This window comes from Nautilia profundicola AmH (assembly GCF_000021725.1).
Classification (GTDB): Bacteria; Campylobacterota; Campylobacteria; order Campylobacterales; family Nautiliaceae; genus Nautilia; species Nautilia profundicola.
Map to the genome: position 1 here is coordinate 664,549 of NC_012115.1, position 19,041 is coordinate 683,589.

Genomic DNA, 19,041 nt, shown 5'->3' on the forward strand with positions numbered 1-19,041 from the left:
TTTTTTTGGTAAAATTGTGTATGAATAATCATTTAGGAGAAAGCGTGAGCAGACAGGAACAAATAGTCCAAATGTTCGATTCCATTGCGAACAGATACGATTTTGTAAACAGGGTTTTAACATTTGGAATTGATAAAAAATGGCGTCAAAACGCTATTAAAAAGACTTTGGAAATTATAGACAAACCTGAAGTGAAAATTTTGGATGTCGCATGCGGGACGGGGGATATGATTGAAATATGGCAAAAAGAAGCCGATAAAAAAAATATAAAAACGCATATCTGCGGACTTGATCCCAGCAGCGGTATGCTTGAAGTTGCGAAAAAAAGATTTTCAAACCTTAAGTTTTATCAGGCATATGCGACGGATATTCCTTGTCAAAGTGGTACGATTGACGGTATAAGTATATCGTTTGGAATAAGAAACGTGCTTGAAATCAAAAAAGCTATAAAAGAGTTTCACAGGGTTTTAAAAAACGGAGGGGTAGTTCTTGTTCTGGAGTTTGTAAAAGCAGAAAATCCTAATAAATTTAGAAAATGTGTGGATTTTTATTCAAATAAATTTCTTCCTAAAATAGGCGGAATTCTCAGTAAAAACAAAGAAGCGTATGAATATCTGCCAAATTCGATTGAGAATTTTTACACTCCGAGCCAGCTTGTGAGTTTATTTGAGGAACAGGGATTTAAAACTATAAAAAGCGACAGTTTTAACTTCGGTCAGGTTGGAGTGTTTATATTTAAAAAGTAAAGGAAGTTCCCTTTACTTTTCTTTTATAAGTGTCTGACATTATAAATGTGTGCAGTTTTGAAATTATTTTTTTTCTTATATATTTATTTTGATTTGTTCTCCAGTTGAATGCAATTAAAAGGAGGAGATTATCCTCCTCCTACGAAATTAAGAGCTTCTACTTTGTCGTTTTCCTGAAGTGTGTATTTATCCCAGTCGTCTTTTTTTACAATTTTCATATTAACGGCAACCGCCATTGTTTTATCAAGAACTTTCAGATCTTCCAAAAGCTGTTTGACGGTTGTGTTTTGTTGTATTTCTTTTTCGTGTCCGTTTATAATTATTTTCATTGTATTCCTTAAAGAGTGATTTCTTTAATATCCGCAATATCAAGGAATTCTTTATAGATTGACGCTATAAGGCTTTTTCTGTTGTGTCTTACTTTTTCATCATCCACATTTACCATTACGTTGTCAAAGAATTTATCGATTAAAGGTTTGAGCGATACAAGGAAATCAAGTTTTTCTTCAAGGTTTTTGATTTCTTTTACTTTTTTAAATTCATCCCAAAGGGCTTTTTCCTCTTCTTTTTCAAACAGACTCTCATCAACGTTTATAGAATTTAAATCAAAATCTTTTACAATATTCGCAACCCTTTTGAATGTGCTTGAAAGCTCTTTGAAGCCTTCAGAATTTACCATTTCGTTAATCAGTTTTACTTTTTTGTCTATTTCTCTGAGGTTGCTTTCACCAGTGGCCAGTACGCTTCTGATAACAGAAGGGTTTACGTTATAGAATTTATACAGTCTTTCGAAAATGAAATCAACAAGTGAGTTTGTATCGAAGTCTTTGTAATTGTCTTTGAGTTCGTTGATAATATCTTTAATATCAAGGTCAATGTCGTTTTCATTTGCTATTTTTATTATGTAGTTTGCAGCACGTCTGAGTCCGAACGGATCTTTGTTTCCTTTTGGAATTTTACCTATGCTGAAAAGCGCCATTAAAGTATCAAGGTTTCTTGCGATGTTTAGAAGTGCCGATGTTTTATTGCTGGCTTCATCCGTATACTGTTCTTTGATCGCAACTGCGATTTCATCCTCAATGCCTGCAGCTTTTGCGTAATAATACCCCATAACACCCTGAAGTTCCGTAAATTCATAAACCATTTCCGTTAAGAGATCGGCTTTTGCAAGGTTTACGGCTTTTAGGAGTTTGTCTTTATCTGCAGAGAATTTGTCAGCCAAGATTTCGGCTATTTTTTCTTCTCTTTTTACTTTGTCGTATACGCTTCCGAGTCCGTCCATATAAACGATATCTTTTAGCCCTTCTATGCTTAAGCCGTTTTTAAGGTCGTTTTCCCAGAAAAATAGTGCGTCAGAAAGTCTTGCTCTGAGTACCTTTTCGTTACCTGCAATGATTTTGTCGAAATTATCCGTATAGGCGTTGCTTACAACCACAAAAGCGTTTGTAAGTTTGCCATCTTTATATACAGGGAAATATCTTTGATGCTCTTTCATTGATGTAATAATAACTTCCGGCGGGAGTACCAAAAACTCTTCGTCAAATTTCCCAAGAAGTGGTGTTGGGTATTCGGTGATTGCCACGATTTCCGCTAAAAGATCTTCGTCAATTTCCACTTTGATACCGTTTTCTTTTTCAAGTTTTTCGATTTCCCTTAAAATTTTGGCTTTTCTTTCATCCTGATATAGGATAACGCCGTGTTTATCGAGTCTGCAGAAATAATCGCCTACATAACCGATTTCAATATCGTCTTTGAAAATTCTGTGCGGTTTTGTAATGTTTGATGATTTTACGCAGTATGCGTCGAATTCTATAACCTCGTCTTCGAGCATACAGAGTATCCATCTTACAGGTCTTATAAATTCCGCTTCGCATTCTCCCCATTTCATAGTTTTTCCAAAACTCAAAGAGTTTAGCCATTCGTTTATCATTTGAGGCAGAAGTTCTTTAGCTTCTTTTCCTTTTACTTCTTTTTGGAAATATGCAAATTCTTTATTGCCTTTGGCTTTGAAAGTTACTTCATCAACCGAAATACCGCATTTTTTTGCAAAACCTTCGAGAGCTTTCGGGTTTTTTTCAATTATTTCTTTCGGAGCTCCCCAGATTTCTTCTGTTTTGTCTTCTTGTTTTACGGGGAATTCCCTGTGCCATAGTGTAAGTCTTCTTGGAGTGTAGTAAAAACTGAAAGTTGCTTTTAAATCATATTTTTCTAAAACGTCAAGCCATTTTTTTTCAATGTTTGGCAGTTCTTTTAAAAGTGGAATTGCCGGAAGCTCTTCAACTCCTATTTCTATTAATAAGGGTTTTAACATCAAGTTTCCTTTTTGTTTGTAATTTTAGCAAAATTGTTGTTATAATTTGTAAATCAGTTATTTTTATTCGGGGAAGGGATGAAAAAAATGCAGGTTGTTGTATTGTTACTCATACTGCTGAATATAGTTTTTGCTGCAAATAATAGTATAAAAACACTACTTAATGAAATAGAAAAAAAAGAAGACCTATCACAACAAACAAAGCAGGAAAGTGCAGGAATATCGTATGTTATAACAAGATATCAGCTTGATATGATGCAAGCAAGATATCTTAGAGACATATTAAAAAATACAGTTGTAGGGTATGAAATAAGCAGATATGGTGTACTTGATCCCTGGAGTGCTAACAATCTTCCGTATGCAAGCAGCGGAGTAAGGGTGTTTATAGATAATCAGGAAATTACAACCGCTAAATATGATAATGGATTGTTCTTATTGGGTAATATCAATTTATCATTTGTAGATCATATTGAAATTTATTATCTTTCTCCGTCATATAAAATAACAACTGAACCGGCTTATGTTATTATCAAACTTTATTCAAAACAGCCAAGAAGGGATGAAGGTAAAAAGGTATCTTTTTCATATGGGACATATGGTTCAAATTCACAGAGTTTTGAAATGGCTGACAATAAAAAAAATTATTATATAAACTTTTCACACAGTGAAGTAAATCATAAACTTGTTGATTTAGATGGAGTTAACGTTTCAAGAGATAATAAAAACTATCATTTTTTATGGACATATAAAAACAATAATACAAACTACTTATTAAATGCGATATATCAAAACCAAGACCCGTTTATGGGTATTAGTATGGACGGTGAGTTGGATGAGGGGTATCAAAAATATAAAGAAGTCCATTTTGGCATAGAACATAAATTAAATACGTTGAATTTTAAATATACAATAGATTATATGGTCGATGATATATATTATTATGAAAATAGCGGCTTGTTTTTACAAAAAATCGATACTTATCCATATTTCACACCTGTTCAAAAAGTATATGTAAAAGGATATGATTTAGTAAATACACTTAAAATTAGTAACGAAAAATCATTAAATAAACAAAGAATTATTTACGGAGCAAGTTTTAGAAATAAATCAATGGATTATTATAATCTTTATGTAAATGATTCCGCAATTGATTATAATGGAATAAAAAAACAAAACATTATAAATCTTTTTATCGAAGATAATATTCAGATAAAAAGAAATCATATTGTAACATTCGGATATGAATTTAGTAGATATTTTAATGATGTGGTAAACGATTACAACCTACACCAATATAAAATTGTTTCAACATATCTGCCTAATAGTAAAAATATAATTAAATTATCTTTTCATCATATCGAGTATACGGTACCTCCATATTTGTATAAAACTCTTTTTGGTGCGAATGTGCTAAAACCTCAAAAAAATGATGTTGTGATCGGTAAATATAAAAAGATATTTGACGACGAAAGCGATATACAATTAGTAGGATTTTACGGAATAAATAAAAATTTTCCAATTGCAAAAACAGATGGAAGTTTGAGCTCATACGATAAAAATATTTATGTAAAAATGATTGATTTGAAATTTCATAAAAATTATGATGAGATTAATGATTTTATTATAAATTATATTTATTTGAAATTAGAAAACATTAATTTGAACAGAAGTCACAGAGTGATTTTATTGAATACTCACAGGTATAAAAGATTCGACTTTTTTGAAAATATCGTTTATCAAAACAATGAATATAAAGTGGATGGAGAAAAGAACAAAAAAAGTGGTATAGATGTCAGTCTTGGTGTGAAATATAATTACAGTAGAAACCTTACTTTCTCACTAAAAGGAGAAAATATATTTAATAATGCTTATGAAAATTCTTTTTACAGAATAATTAATTTTGATCCTAATAATTTACAGACAACGAATGTACAGCTTATTGATAGGAAAATTACAATAGGAATGGAGTATTGGTTTTGAGGATAATATTTAGTGTGATTATTACAGTCGCATGTTTGCTGTATGCACAAGATACCGAAGTTAAACTGTTTACAAAACTGTTTACTTCTTTGTTTAATAAAAAAATTGTCTATGTTTATACGGAAAATCCTAAATACAAAAAACTCCATTCTATTTTTTTAAAAAATGTTGATGATTGTAATAAAGCAGATATTGTGCTTGGTATTAGCAAAGCGTGTAAAAATAAACCGCATTTTTTACTTGATTATTATGAATATAAACGGCATAAAAATGCAATCGGTGCATTTTATTGGAGAAAAGGTAGACCGCAGCTTAGACTAAGAAAAAATATGATTTTAAAATATAAATTAACTATTACTCCTGAATTTGAGGAGTTTTTGGAATGAAAAAGATTGAATTAAAAAATACCACTACATATGTATTAAGTTTTTTGGTAGTAGTGATGATCGGTTTTTTATTGTGGGTTTCCAATATGTTCCAGAAAACGGAAAAAAGAATTAGTAATGATTTGTATAAATATCAGATTTCAGAAATTTCGTATTTTATGAAAAACATTGAAAGATATATTGATATTAAATACGGTAAAGACTTATCAGAAAAATTAAAAAAAGATATTAAAGCAAGAAAAGAACTTAATCTATATTTAAGCAGTTTTATAACGGTTAAAATAAAAAATATTTTTATTGTTTATAAACCGGAAAAAGAACAGTTTTTCAGAGTGCTTGCAGACGGAAGTTTAAATCAAAAAGATAAATTTGCTTTTAATGAAAAATTCGAACCTTTAAAAAGTGAATATTGGTATAAAGTATTAGCAACTAAAGAGCCTGTAATATTCAAACAAAAAATAAATGACATATGGACAACTTATTTGTATCCGGTAGTTAAATTTAATAGAGTAAGTTATATTATTGTCGTTGATTTTTCAACATTACCGTTAAATGTGATTAATGATAATCTTCAAATATTAAAAAGTAATTTAAAAGTTATATTGTTTGTAATGATTATTTCTGTAGTTATTTTAGTGTTCTTTTTGTTTTATGACTGGAAAAGACAAAAAGAGATGCAAAACCTTATAAAAGAGTTGAAAATTTTAAATGATACTCTTGAAGACAAAGTTCAGGAAGAAATTCAAAAAAACAGGGAAAAAGAAAAACAGCTGATTTTACAGTCAAGAATGGCGTTGATGGGAGAACTTTTGAGTATGATTGCTCATCAATGGAGGCAACCTTTAAATGTTATGAGCTTAATTATTTCACAATTAAAAATTGATTTTGATTTAGGTGATATTAATGAAAAAGAGATTAAAAAATCTATTATAAAAATTGAAGAGCTTATTCAGCATTTGAGTAATACCATTGATGATTTTAGAAAGTTTTATAGAAGGGAAGATTCCGTTCAATCTGTTGATTTAAAAAATATAATCGAACAAACATTAAACATTGCAAAACCATCTATTGAAAATAAAAACATAAAAATTATTCAAGATATAAAATGCAAGAAAAAAGTAAAAACGTTTCCAAACGAATTAAAACAGGTTTTATTAAATATAATAAGAAACGCCGAAGATATATTAAAAGAAAGAAAAATACAAGACCCGTATATAAAAATTAAAGTTTATTATGATTATAAAAAGAATTTATGTATCATTGATATAGAAGATAATGGTGGAGGAATAAGAGAAGATATAATAGATAAAATATTCAATCCTTACTTCACTACAAAAGATGAAAGAAACGGAACGGGGCTTGGTCTTTATATGAGTAAACAGATTGTTGAAGAAAGATTAAAAGGCAAACTTTACGCATTTAATAGCGAAGTAGGTGCGGTATTTAGAATTGAATTAAAGGTTGATCATGAGTGAACTACAAAAAATTATTGAATTTACTAAAAACTTTAACGTATTGTATGTAGAAGATAATAAAGACGCATTAGAAGAAACTAAAATTATTTTTGAAAGATTTTTTAAAAAAGTAATAACAGCTTCGGACGGTGAAGAAGGTTTGGAGAAATTCAAAAACAACAAGATCGACCTTGTTATAACTGATATAAATATGCCGAAGTTAAACGGGCTTCAAATGATAAAAAAAATTAAAGAAATAAGTCCGGAAATTAATGCATTAGTAGTATCCGCTTATAATGAAACTGATTATTTTATAGAAGCAATCAAGTTAGGTGTGGATGGGTTTATTTTAAAACCTTTTGAAATAGAGCAGTTTATAGATATTCTTAAAAAAATCACACACAATCTTTTATTAAAAAAAGAAGCCAAAGAGTTTGAAAATTTACTAAAACAGTATCAAAATATTGTTGATAAAAGTGTTATGGTTGCTAAATTTGATACCAATAAAAAATTCACATATGTAAACAATGAATTTTGTAAAATTTTCAGTTATCCAAAAGAAGAAATCATTGGTAAAGAAATACATCATATGATTTATAATGCAGAAAAGATGCAAGATGAAATTGAAAAATTTTGGGAAAGTATAATAAATGAAAAAAATTTATTTAGTGAAATAATTAAATGTAAAGATAAAAATGGAAAAATCATTTATATTAAAGCATTAATCAGTCCTATATTAGATGAAAACGGGAATATTATCGAATTAATTTCCATATGTTACGACATAAGTGAAATGATGAAACCTAAAAAGCTTTTATATGATTATTTGGAAAATGCAAAAGAACCTTTTGTAGCATTAATTGAAATTGAAAACTTTCAAAGTTTCAGGAACTTTTTCGGTGAAAAAATTGCTGAAACAATTGAACATAAATTTGAAGATTATTTAAAAGATCTGTTGCCTGATGGTATTGATAAAATATTTGACTTGGATGAGGGTGAGTATGCGATTGTTACAGATTTGGCAAATAATTCAAAAAGTTATGAGGAATATATTAATGAACTTAAACAAATACAAAGAAAAATTAATTACTCCCAATTGGATATAGGAGAGTTTTTATATGATATTACTGTAATAATGTGTGTTTCCAAAGGTAAAGAAGCTTTTGAAAACACCAGAATAGGTATGAATAAAATTAAAAATAATAAAGATTCTTTTTTAATTGCGGATGGTTTACTTGCGAAAGAGAAAAAAATAGCTCAGGAAAACCTGCAGATTCTTCATATTCTAAAAGAAGCAATTGATAACAAAAATATTATTTGTTTTTATCAGCCGATTATAGAAAACAGTACGAAACGCATTGTAAAATATGAGACATTAGTAAGAATCGAATATGATAATAAAATCATACCTCCGTCTAAATTTATTGATGTTGCAAAACAGGGTATTTACTATTCAAAAATTACGGAAATAGTATTAAGTGAAGCGTTTGATATTGTTAAAAAATTTAAAGATTACGATATAAGTATTAATATTTCCGAAATTGATATAGAAAAAGAAATAGTAAGAGAACTTATTTATGAGATGTTAAGTAAAAACAAAGAATTTGCCAAATATGTAACATTTGAATTGCTTGAAGATGCAGATGTAGAAAAATATGATGTGTTGGAGGAGTTTATTACTAAAATTAAAGATTTAGGCGTAACAATAGCGATTGATGATTTTGGAAGCGGATATTCGAATTTTATAAGACTTATTAATTACAAGCCTGATTTTCTAAAACTTGACGGTACATTAATAAAAGATATTCATAAAGATAAATTTTCTTACAGTGTAGTAAAATCAATTGTAGAATTTGCTAAAGCAAATGAGATTAAAACTATAGCCGAGTTTGTTGAAAATGAAGAAATTTTTAAAACTGTAAAAGAACTTGGAGTTGATTATTCCCAAGGATATTACTTCGGAAAGCCGGAAAGACTAAAATTATAAGGAACAAAATGAAACCTAAAATTTATGAAAAAAAAATTATTGTAAGTAGTAAAGATATTGATTTTAACGGACATGTTAATAATCTGAAATACCTTGAGTGGATGATTAATGTTGCAATGGAACACTCAACACACGAGGGATTCGGTGTTGAATACTATAAAACTCATGGAGTAAGCTGGGTTGCCAAAAAACATTGCATAGAATATAAACTCCCGGCATTTGAAGGTGACGAGCTTGTTTTGAGAACATGGATTGATGAGGTAAAAAAACTGCTTGTAATCAGAAAATATGAAATTTATAAAAATGACAAACTTATAACTTCAGGATTCAGTGAGTGGGTTTTTGTGGATTTTAAAACACAGAGGCCTAAAAGAATACCTGAAGATATTATTGAGAAATTTTTTGTAGGTTAGTTTATTCAAATGTTTTTAAAAATTTCAAAAGCCCTTTTATTATATCTTTTGGGCTTGGAGGGCATCCCGGGATAAAATAATCTATTTTTAAATCGTTTCCTTTTATTGCATATGTTTTTTCAAAAACACCCATATCTTTTACACACTCACCAATTGCTATTACCCATTTAGGAGACGGCATCTGGTTATAACAGTCTATTGCATGATGGTACATATTCATTGTCATTACTCCGCTTAAAAACATAACGTCCGCGTGTCTTGGACTTGCAACAAAATGTATTCCAAGCCTCTCTAAGTCATAATAAGGATTGCTTAAAGCGTTACATTCAGCTTCGCATGCGTTACAGCTTCCGCTATCAACCATTCTTATTGCAAGGCTTCCGGCGAAATGTTTTTTAATTTTATCTTTTATCTGTTTTTTTATCTCTTTAAGTTCCCTATCAAATTCTAAATTTTCAGTAACTATTCCCGTTTGAATTCTCTTTTCCCAGAATTTTAGCATTTTTATCCTTTACAAATCGTTTCCGGCATAACTTAAATCGAAACTTTTATTAATAAGTGGAAAGTCCGCGATAATATCTTTGTAAATTGTCGTGTGAAACGCCTGCCAGTTTATGTGTGAAGGGTCACGTACGTAAAATCTGTCGACTACTCCGTCTTTAATTTTCATATACATAAAAAGCTCACCGATAGAACTTTCTACAAAACTCATATATTCTCCGTCTTTAAATTCATTAAGCATTAATTTTTCTTTTTTATCGGTTTTGAAATTTTTAATCATTTCAATTGAATTTAAAACTTCTTTTATTCTTACTCTAAATCTATCTGATACTTCGCCTTTTTTCCCAAGCTGCATTTTATATCCGAAGTTTTTATAAAAAAGATTGTTTCTTACATCAAGTTCAACTCCACTGGCTCTCGCCGTCACACCCACAACTCCGTATTTTGCAGCCTTTTGTCTGCTTAAAGCCCCTGTGGTATTAAATCTGTCCCAAAGACTTGCAATATCATTTATCCAGTCTTCAAAAAATTCAACTTCTTTTTTTAAATAATCAATAAATTTGGTAAGTTCTTGATAGTCTATTTCAACTTCCTCTTTTATTGCCCCGAATCCGAATCTGTGCCCTGTAATTTTTGCCATAACTCTTCTTGCTTCTTCAGTAAGTTTACTCATAAAAGCAAGAGCCGCACCAAATCCCGCGTCGTTTGGTATAAATCCTAAATCAGTTAAGTGATGGATAATCCTTTCAAGTTCAAGCAGGGTGAAATATTTTTGTTTAAGGGAATTCGGAATTTCAATTTCACTTGCCTGAGATAAAATATCCATAAAGGCAATTTGATAGGCAATACTTTCATTTCCACTTATTCTTTCAACTATTTTTTTGATTTCATTTACTTTTTTACCCTCAACCATTTTTTCAATTCCGCGGTACTTGTAATAGTGCCTAACTTCAAGATGAAGTATCTCTTCGCCCGCCTGGGAAAACTGAAAATGCCCGGGTTCTATAATTCCTGCATGAATAGGTCCTACAGGTACCACAAAAACGTTATCTCCTTCAATTTCTTCGTATTTGTAAGGAGTGAATACTGTAAAATCAATCTCTTTTTTATTAAAATCTTTTCTTAAAGGATATATGTGTTTTGGAAATCTTTCATGTTTTACAAGAGGTCTTGTATCAAACGCCCCTTCAAATTCTATTCCGAATTCGTCTTTGATTTTTCTCTCCATCCATATGGCTGACGGGTATTTTGACATCAGTGATTTAACTGTCGGATTTTTTTTATCTACGCTTTGGCGTTCGATTTTACTCTCATAAACGTCAATAATTTCAAAATTCTCTAACTTATCAAGTGCAAATCTGGCAATTAATCTCATTTCATAATCCCTTCGATAAAATCAAAACTTTGTGGCAATAGAAGAAAAGCAGTTGAGATGAATAGTATAAAAACTGCGATTATTTCGCTTTTATAAACTTTTTTTTCTTTTTCTTCTCTTACGTATTGCATATTCTGATAAATATGAACGAATCTGTAAAAGATAATGCTAAGCAACATTAAAAGAATAAAAACGGTTCCAATCATTAAAAAGAAATAATTTGAATCTTTTGCAATGTCAACCATCGTTTTAAATCCGTATATTTCACTGAAAAACATAGGGCTTGGAGGTAGAGAAATTACTCCTAAAAACATAGCGGCAATCATAAAAGCGGCAAATTTGTTGAGATTTTTTAATGTTCCTTTAAATATATATTTTTTGTTTTGTTCTAAAATTTGTGAGCTTATAAAAAGACCCGGTTTCATAAAAGCGTGAGCGGCGAAGTGAAGAAGTGTCGCAAAATATCCTCCGCTTATCCAAAATAGAGCTATTAAACTCATATGTTCAATTCCAGAAAGTGAAAAAAGACGAACAAAATCTTTTGCCCTATAGATTAAAAAACTTACAAAAAAGAGAGTTATTAAGATATAAATGTATCCGATTGCGATTAAGTGTGAATAATTGATATGTTTTTCTATCATTGAAAACCTGAAAAACCCTAAAATTATAGCACTCTCAAGTATACCGCTGAAGAGTGCTCCCACCTGATAAACTGAAGCTCTTTCAATATCTGCCAGCCACAAATTCATCGGAAAAAATCCCATTTTAATAAACATTCCTATCATTACGAATATAAATCCGAGCTCAAAAAGATATTCGTTTATTTTTTGCGTGTTGTTAATTAGTGAGTAAAAGTTCATAGCATTTTCACCCAAAACATCTTTGCTTGCGGCGTAAATTAAAATTATTCCAAAAAGAATAAGAGAAATTGCGATAGCTCCGACTATTAGATATCTCCATGCTTCAATGTCTGCTTCTTTTGAAACTTTTACTTTTATCATATATACGGTTGATAAAGTCGCAAATTCAAGTCCTACCCAGTAAAGCCCCATATTGTTTGAAAGGATTGAGATAATTATTCCTATCCAAAAAACCGCAAAGAATCTGTAAAACCTTTTAATTGATTTTTCATTAAGTTTGATTCTATCAGGCAATGAAATCATTGAAGCAAAAACCGCAACGGCTACTATTGAAGATACAACAAGAACAAAACTTCCTAATTTATCAATATAAAAATAGTCGTTTACAAAAGGGTGGGTAACCGTATATATTACTCCGAAAAATATTGTTGAAGCTGTAAATGCCATTAATTTCCTGCTTATTTTAAAATAACTTAAAACAAAAACTATTAGCGGAGGTACAAAAAGAAATTCCATTTATTCTCCTTGATATTTAAAAAGTAGGTTGATAATTAAAATAAACATCATCAAATCAAAAAACACCCCAAGCTCAATTAGTGAAGGCATTCCGTTTGTCGCGACAATTCCGAGTAAAAACAAAGAGTTTTCAATAAATAAAAAGCCCATAATTTTTGCAATCATTTTTTTGTGTTCCATTATCAAAAGAAGTGAAAGAAAAAGCGAGCTTATTGAAATTGCCACAAAATTCGGATGTGTTGTAAATGAATCTAAAACAGGCGTAATCAGATAATATGTAAATACCAAAACAATCGGAACGATTATCGTTAAATACTGAATTTTTATAATCTGTGATATATCTCTATTGATTTTAAATCTTATAGTTATTTTTTTTAATACAAGCGGGATAACTAAAAATTTTATAATTATTGTAATGATACCCATAATTACCAGCTCTTCATTTCCAAGGTGTTTTCCGATTACTATTGCAATACTCCCCAAAATAAGGGAATTAAGTCCATACCAGAAATAGAGTCTGAAGAGTCTGTTTGTAAAAAGCGAAGCAATAAGTACGGCAATAAAAAAGCCTATTAATACGTTTATCATTTTACTCTCCCACCACATAATAGATAAATAGTGATAAAAATCCGAAAATTATCGCAATTCCCAGAAGATTAGGCACTTTAAAAAGTCTCAATTTAGCAGTGTTTACTTCAACAAGAGCCACTGCAACCGATACTAAAATAAGTTTAAGAATAAAAACCGTAACAGCCAGGCACCAGCATAGATTCACCCCAAAAGGTAAAAACAGGCTTACAAACAGAGTTGCGAAAATTGCAAATTTAAGTGCGCTTGCCATTTCGATTAACGCCAAATCGGCACCTGTACTCTCAAGAACCATTGCTTCATGTACCATTGTAAGCTCAAGGTGAGTTTCCGGATTGTCTATCGGAATTCTCCCATTTTCCGCAATCAGGATAATAAAAAAGCTGATTGCCGCCAGAACAAAACTTGCTGCGTGGTTTATATCAAAATAGTCGTTCAGGTTTAAAACTGCTTTACTGATTCCTATACTTTGTCCGATCAGTGAAATACTGAAAACCGTTAAAATCATTGCGGGTTCCACAAGTGCCGAAATAAAGGCTTCACGGCTGCTGCCTATTCCTCCAAACGCATTTGCACTGTCAAGCCCTAAAAGCATTAAAAAAAACGTTGAAAGAGATAAAAGTCCGGTAATGGTAAATGCGTCGATAAATGAGATGTAAAAACTTCCATGAAAAACAGGAGGCATTAAAAATACCACCACAATAATAGGAGATAAAATCATAAATACGGCAATTCTGCTTATTTGGCTCGATTCTTTTGCATAAACAAGCTCTTTATGAATAAGTTTTACAAAATCCGCATACGGCTGAAACGGACTAATCGGCTTTTTAAACAGTAAAAACATTTTTATTGATTTTGTAAGCCCGAGTAAAAACGGAGCTATTAAAAATATAAGAGATATCGTCAAAATATAATTTATCATTTTTTCTCTCCAAACAGGAATTTATAAAAAATCGCCATTACAATTCCTTCAAGCATTATATTTCCCCAACTGATTTCTTTGTAAAACACTCTGAAACTAAACAGGGCGAATATCAAAAGCATAAAAATAAGGCTTGAATATCTATGTCTTTCAAAATGGGACAGTCTGTATACGAAATAGCTTAGATAATTCAGTCCTTTTACCACATTATCGTATAAACTTTTTTCAAAAAGAGGTTTAATATGCACTTTATAAAGTGAAGATGAAAATTTAGTTTTGTGTCCTGCAATTGTTTGGGTGCGGGTATGAATATCCGGGCGGTAGAGCCACTCAAAAAATCTTCTGACAGGTCCGGCAAATCCTGTAGCTGAATACTGGCTTTTAGGAGTAGTGTTGTATCCGCATGCCCAGGTGTGATAAATTCTAATTTTCGGGTTTAAATATTTATAAAACGCATATATTGCAAAAACTACAATTATAAGTCCTCCTAAAATTAAAAGAGGGGCAACCGCTCCGTTTGAATTTAGTGAATGCATAACCCAGATATTTTGGAAAAGTTTATGATAAATATCTGCAACAGGCATAGAATGATTAATGATCTTTATAAAAAAAGGCATAAAAAGCATAAGTGAAATAACTACTCCTGCCATAAGAATCTGCCCTGTCAGCATTAATTTGTTTACTTCTTTTGCGTGTTTTGCGTTTTTGCTTCTGCTTAGACCCAAAAATGTAATACCAAACGCCTTTACAAAGCATGCTATAGCAAGTCCTCCGGTGAGAGCCAATGCAAAAATTGCAAAAGGAAATGAGAGTTTTAGCACTAAATTGTCAATACCGCTGGAGCTGAGCATGCTCTGAAATATCATCCACTCACTCAAAAAGCCGTTTGTAGGAGGGAGTGCAGAGATTGAAATAGCTGCAATTAAAAACATAAAAGCGGTAACCGGCATAAGTTTTATAAGTCCTCCGTAGCTTTCTATATGTTTTGTGTGGGTGGCATATAAAACGCTTCCGGCACTCATAAAAAGAAGAGATTTAAAACTCATATGGTTAAACGTATGATATAGCGCGGCAATAAATGCAAATGCCGCAAGAGCAGGGAGTTTAAGGTATGTGAAAATCATACCAACTCCGATTCCTATAAGGATAATTCCTATATTTTCGATTGAATGGTTTGCGAGAAGTGCTTTTATATCATGACTTGCAATAGCATACAATACCCCTACAAGGCTTGAAACAGCCCCGAGCGCTAAAATAATCACTCCCCATTCAATCTGCCAGTTTGGAATAATAAAAAGAAACTTTAAAAATGCATAAATTGCAACTTTTAACATTATTCCGCTCATAAGAGCGGATACGGGAGAAGGAGCCGCCGGGTGAGCGTACGGCAGCCATACATGCAGCGGTACGACTCCAGCTTTGCTTAAAAATCCTATGGTTATGAGTAAAAAGAGTAAAGTAGGGTATTTAAAATCAGCGGCTAACTCTTTTAAAGTTTTAAAATTTGCAAATAAAGAATCTCCCCCAAGCATTAAAAAGAAAAGCAGAATAAAAACAAACCCGAAATGAGTCATAAAAAAGTAAAATCTTGCAGCTTTTACCGCTTCGTCAGTCGGTTCGGTTAAAATTAATTGCCAGCTTGCAAGGCTCATAAGCTCCCAAAAAAACAAAAACGGAAGTATTTCATTTGATAGTACGACACCTATCATTGAAAATATGAACGTAAAATAATGAATCAAAAAATGAGTTTTTCTCTTTATATGAGATAAGTACCCTATCATATAAAAAAGATTTGGAATTACTCCAAGAAGTATTAAAAAAAGAAACAACAAAGAAAGTGGATTCATACTAAACATTAACTTTACCTTTAAGTAAAATTTAAGGAAAGAAAAACTGACGGAATTATACTGCTTTTTGCTTATAAATTACTTAAAAGCGATTTAAAATTTTAAATTTGTCACGAAATTACTCAATTATTTGTTTATAGTTCTTGTATATTGGTTCGTCCACATAAAGTCCGTCAATTGTAAAAGGGCCTTCTTTTTCGAACCTCTCGACTATCATTTTGGCAAATTTCAAATCTTCTCCGAATATTTTATTCGCTATTTCGCATTGTGCCGGAGTAATACATCCCACTCCCTGCATTCCGAGATTTTTTTGAAGCAGGCACCATTTTTTAAAGCCGTCTAAGTCTTTATACTGCTGATACACAAATCCTATAGGTATGATATTCATATACCTGCAGGTAAGGGAAAAGTCGCTTAAAATTCTGTGAATCAAAGGATTGTTAAGCTCAATAACAGAGTGATTTATGTTTAATTCGTTGAGAAGATCATATATTCCGATATAAAAAGTAGTGAGTTTCGGATGGGTTAGGTCTTTTAGATTAAAAAACGCCTCTTTGGTCTCGATAGACGCGTGTATTTCTTTATCGGTTATCATAAACACATCGTCTATTTCTTCTACGGAATTGACTTTTGGAATTCTAAAAGCGTTAAAAGAGAGTCTGTTTAAATATTTGATATCTTCAAGCCCGCCTTCGTTTAGAGGATTTACCCTTATTACTATTTCTTTATTTAGATTTTTTATATTTGAGAGGAAAACTGCGATCATTACCCTTGCAATTTCTTTTTTCTCTTTCGGTACGCCGTCTTCAAGATTTAGCATAATAACATCCGCCGGCAGTTCATCTATTTTATTCAGGTGTTTTACCTGATGTCCGCTTACCATTAACATGCTTCTTTTTTGAGTTGTTACAGTCGCTAATCGGTTGGCTTTGATCAGTTGTTCGGCTTTTTTTATATCATTTGATTCGACAATGTTTTGAATTTCATTAATATCGCTAAAAACCATTATTTATCCTTTGAAGTTAAATACAAAAGAATTGCTTTTATTTCATTGTCTGTCAAATAGTCATATTTAGGCATTATATTTATATATTTTAAAGGTGATTCGGGGTTGCGTTTTATAATTGGTTTAATTTTTATTTGGTGAAATAAAGCTTTTTTCAGTCTTTCAAATGTTAATTTTTTAAATGGATAAGTTTTGATTATTTCTTTTTTACCTTTTGAATTTATAAAAGAAGTTATTATTTTCCCCTGACCTTTTGAACCGTGACATTTTGCACAGCTAATTCCCCTTGGATTATTATAAAGCATTTTTCCGTATTCGAGGTTTGTAATAAACCATTCATCATTTTTTGCAAAAAGAAGAGAGAATAAAAATATAAAACTTAAGCGAATTAACATTAACTTCTACCTTTTATGTTAAAATTTCAAATATTTCTCATTTTATCAAAAAGGAAAGATAATGACAATTCTTGATGGAAAAAAACTCTCCGAAAAAATAAAAGACAATTTAAAAAAAGAAGTTGACGAACTTAAAACCAAAGGTATTACTCCTGGTCTTGCGGTGATACTTGTAGGTGATGATCCGGCAAGTCATACATATGTAAAAATGAAAAGAAACGCATGTCAAAAAGTAGGAATTTACAGTGTAGTGCATGAATTTCCTGAAAGTATTACGGAAAAAGAGCTACTCTCAACAATCAAAATGATTAATGAAAATCCGAATATTCACGGACTTCTAATTCAACTGCCTCTTCCAAAACATATAGATACTACCAAAATCCTCGAAGCGGTGGACCCAAGCAAAGACGTTGACGGTTTCCATCCGTACAATATGGGTAGACTTGTAGAAGGTCTTGATACGTTTGCTCCTTGTACACCGCTTGGTGTAATGGAAATATTTGAAGAGTATGAAATTGACCTTAAAGGAAAAGACGTATGTGTCGTAGGTGCGAGTAATATCGTAGGTAAACCTATGTGGGCGCTACTTGTAAACGCATGGGCGACTGTTGATATCTGCCATATCGAAACAAAAGATTTAGCAGCACATACAAAAAGAGCTGATATCGTAATCGTAGGTGTAGGAAAACCGAACCTTATTACAGCTGATATGGTTAAAGACGGTGTAATAGTAATTGATATAGGAATCAATAGACTTGAAGACGGAAGACTTGTGGGTGATGTTGATTTTGAAAATGTTAGCAAAAAGGCGTCATATATAACTCCCGTGCCTGGCGGTGTAGGACCTATGACAATAGCAATGCTTCTTAAAAACACGGTAAAAGCCGCTAAAAACTTTGCGAAAGAGGTTAAATGAAAGAAAAACTGAAAAAACTTTATAACTGGTCCAATACATGGACCGGTACTATTGTTATTGTACTTCTTATTATTTTCTTTTTGGCTCAGGCGTTTGTGATTCCAAGCGGAAGTATGAAAAGAACGCTTCTTCCGGGTGACGCTCTGTTTGCGAAAAAATTTGCATACGGAGTTCCGATTCCTCATATTCCATGGCTTGAAATACCGGTGCTTCCTGATTTCAGGGGTGACGGGCATTTAATAGACGGTCCGAGACCTCAAAGGGGAGATATTGTAATCTTTAGATTCCCTGTAAACCCTAAGATGCATTTTGTTAAAAGATGTGTGGCTGTTGGCGGGGATAAACTTATGGTTAGAGATAAAAATTTATATCTAAGAGTTCAAAACAGCGACCAACAGACAGTTGAATTTGCCAAAAAAATGAAAGCCGCAGTTGTGGATATAAACGGAGAAAAATGGGTGATGAACCCGTATATGACACTGCATCCGGGTGTACATCACGACCCGCATGTAGATTTTCCTGAAGAGGTTATAAATTACGGACCTATAATTGTTCCGAAAGACAACTATTTTATGATGGGTGACAACAGAGACCACAGTAACGACAGCAGATTCTGGGGACCTGTGCCTTATAAACTGATAGTGGGTAAACCTTGGTTTATTTATATGAGCTGGGTTATGCAAAAACCTGGTGAAGACGAAGCGGAAAACTGTCCGAATTACACAATCAGATGGAACAGGGTAGGAAAAACCATTGATGAGATTGAAGAAGAGCTGCGTGAAGGTAAAAAACCATACCTTACAGCAGGATGCAATCCAAAAGCAAATGCGAAATAAGG

General features: G+C 31.7%; 18 protein-coding genes. 8 read left to right on the top strand and 10 right to left on the bottom strand.

The features are described from left to right. Positions 1 to 44: 44 nt before the first annotated feature. Positions 45 to 746, top strand: coding sequence for a bifunctional demethylmenaquinone methyltransferase/2-methoxy-6-polyprenyl-1,4-benzoquinol methylase UbiE (gene ubiE, locus NAMH_RS03670; RefSeq protein ID WP_012663513.1), 702 nt, complete (start codon positions 45 to 47; stop codon positions 744 to 746). A 128-nt stretch (positions 747 to 874) separates the two neighbouring features. Here the strand turns inward: ubiE and thiS are convergent, their stop codons facing one another. Both thiS and glyS read right to left on the bottom strand, forming a co-directional pair. Further along, positions 875 to 1,075, bottom strand: coding sequence for a sulfur carrier protein ThiS (gene thiS / locus NAMH_RS03675; protein WP_015902378.1), 201 nt, complete (start codon positions 1,073 to 1,075; stop codon positions 875 to 877). 8 nt (positions 1,076 to 1,083) lie between these two features. Next, the gene (gene glyS, locus NAMH_RS03680) at positions 1,084 to 3,057 is read right to left on the bottom strand and encodes a glycine--tRNA ligase subunit beta (protein ID WP_012663865.1); all 1,974 of its coding nucleotides are present in this window, start codon (positions 3,055 to 3,057) and stop codon (positions 1,084 to 1,086) included. 78 nt (positions 3,058 to 3,135) lie between these two features. Here glyS and NAMH_RS03685 point away from each other — a divergent pair, with 78 nt between their 5' ends. Genes NAMH_RS03685 through NAMH_RS03710 form a run of 5 tightly spaced genes read left to right on the top strand, consistent with a single transcriptional unit; the run spans position 3,136 to position 9,277 of the window. Beyond that, positions 3,136 to 5,037: a TonB-dependent receptor plug domain-containing protein gene (locus NAMH_RS03685; protein ID WP_143709738.1), complete on the top strand. Its 1,902-nt coding sequence runs from the start codon at positions 3,136 to 3,138 to the stop codon at positions 5,035 to 5,037. Beyond that, positions 5,034 to 5,423 carry a hypothetical protein gene (locus NAMH_RS03690; RefSeq protein ID WP_041361545.1) on the top strand — a complete coding sequence of 130 codons (390 nt, stop codon included), beginning with the start codon at positions 5,034 to 5,036 and terminating at the stop codon, positions 5,421 to 5,423. Before NAMH_RS03685 ends, NAMH_RS03690 begins: the two co-directional genes overlap by 4 nt. Continuing rightward, positions 5,420 to 6,898, top strand: a complete 1,479-nt coding sequence (locus NAMH_RS09090) for a sensor histidine kinase (protein WP_015901880.1) — start codon at positions 5,420 to 5,422, stop codon at positions 6,896 to 6,898. The genes NAMH_RS03690 and NAMH_RS09090 overlap by 4 nt, the downstream gene beginning before the upstream one ends. After that, a complete protein-coding gene (locus tag NAMH_RS03705; protein WP_015902450.1) occupies positions 6,891 to 8,864 on the top strand; it encodes an EAL domain-containing protein in 1,974 nt (657 codons plus the stop codon). The genes NAMH_RS09090 and NAMH_RS03705 overlap by 8 nt, the downstream gene beginning before the upstream one ends. Positions 8,865 to 8,872: 8 nt before the next feature. After that, entirely contained in the window at positions 8,873 to 9,277 is a 405-nt protein-coding gene (locus NAMH_RS03710) for an acyl-CoA thioesterase (RefSeq protein WP_012663991.1), read from the top strand. 1 nt (position 9,278) lies between these two features. On the opposite strand, the gene NAMH_RS03715 is transcribed toward NAMH_RS03710, so the two are convergent. From NAMH_RS03715 to NAMH_RS03750, 8 genes are all read right to left on the bottom strand, one after another. Beyond that, positions 9,279 to 9,779, bottom strand: coding sequence for an NADH-quinone oxidoreductase subunit B family protein (locus tag NAMH_RS03715; protein WP_015902321.1), 501 nt, complete (start codon positions 9,777 to 9,779; stop codon positions 9,279 to 9,281). 9 nt (positions 9,780 to 9,788) lie between these two features. Continuing rightward, positions 9,789 to 11,153: a hydrogenase large subunit gene (locus tag NAMH_RS03720; RefSeq protein ID WP_012663705.1), complete on the bottom strand. Its 1,365-nt coding sequence runs from the start codon at positions 11,151 to 11,153 to the stop codon at positions 9,789 to 9,791. Next, a complete protein-coding gene (locus NAMH_RS03725; protein ID WP_012663571.1) occupies positions 11,150 to 12,529 on the bottom strand; it encodes a proton-conducting transporter transmembrane domain-containing protein in 1,380 nt (459 codons plus the stop codon). Before NAMH_RS03725 ends, NAMH_RS03720 begins: the two co-directional genes overlap by 4 nt. Continuing rightward, positions 12,530 to 13,117: a hydrogenase gene (locus NAMH_RS03730; protein WP_015902359.1), complete on the bottom strand. Its 588-nt coding sequence runs from the start codon at positions 13,115 to 13,117 to the stop codon at positions 12,530 to 12,532. It lies immediately after the preceding gene. A gap of 1 nt (position 13,118) precedes the next feature. Further along, the gene (locus tag NAMH_RS03735; RefSeq protein WP_015902840.1) at positions 13,119 to 14,039 is read right to left on the bottom strand and encodes a respiratory chain complex I subunit 1 family protein; all 921 of its coding nucleotides are present in this window, start codon (positions 14,037 to 14,039) and stop codon (positions 13,119 to 13,121) included. Further along, positions 14,036 to 15,895, bottom strand: coding sequence for a proton-conducting transporter transmembrane domain-containing protein (locus NAMH_RS03740; protein WP_015902098.1), 1,860 nt, complete (start codon positions 15,893 to 15,895; stop codon positions 14,036 to 14,038). The genes NAMH_RS03735 and NAMH_RS03740 overlap by 4 nt, the downstream gene beginning before the upstream one ends. Before the next feature lie 109 nt (positions 15,896 to 16,004). Further along, positions 16,005 to 16,892 carry an HpcH/HpaI aldolase/citrate lyase family protein gene (locus NAMH_RS03745; protein ID WP_015902341.1) on the bottom strand — a complete coding sequence of 296 codons (888 nt, stop codon included), beginning with the start codon at positions 16,890 to 16,892 and terminating at the stop codon, positions 16,005 to 16,007. Further along, positions 16,892 to 17,287, bottom strand: a complete 396-nt coding sequence (locus NAMH_RS03750) for a c-type cytochrome (protein WP_012663670.1) — start codon at positions 17,285 to 17,287, stop codon at positions 16,892 to 16,894. The genes NAMH_RS03745 and NAMH_RS03750 overlap by 1 nt, the downstream gene beginning before the upstream one ends. Before the next feature lie 61 nt (positions 17,288 to 17,348). On the opposite strand from NAMH_RS03750, the gene folD reads away from it, so the two are divergent. Together folD and lepB are read left to right on the top strand one after the other, a co-directional pair. Further along, positions 17,349 to 18,203 carry a bifunctional methylenetetrahydrofolate dehydrogenase/methenyltetrahydrofolate cyclohydrolase FolD gene (folD, locus tag NAMH_RS03755; protein ID WP_015902602.1) on the top strand — a complete coding sequence of 285 codons (855 nt, stop codon included), beginning with the start codon at positions 17,349 to 17,351 and terminating at the stop codon, positions 18,201 to 18,203. Beyond that, entirely contained in the window at positions 18,200 to 19,039 is an 840-nt protein-coding gene (gene lepB, locus NAMH_RS03760) for a signal peptidase I (RefSeq protein ID WP_012663951.1), read from the top strand. The genes folD and lepB overlap by 4 nt, the downstream gene beginning before the upstream one ends. Positions 19,040 to 19,041 lie beyond the last annotated feature (2 nt).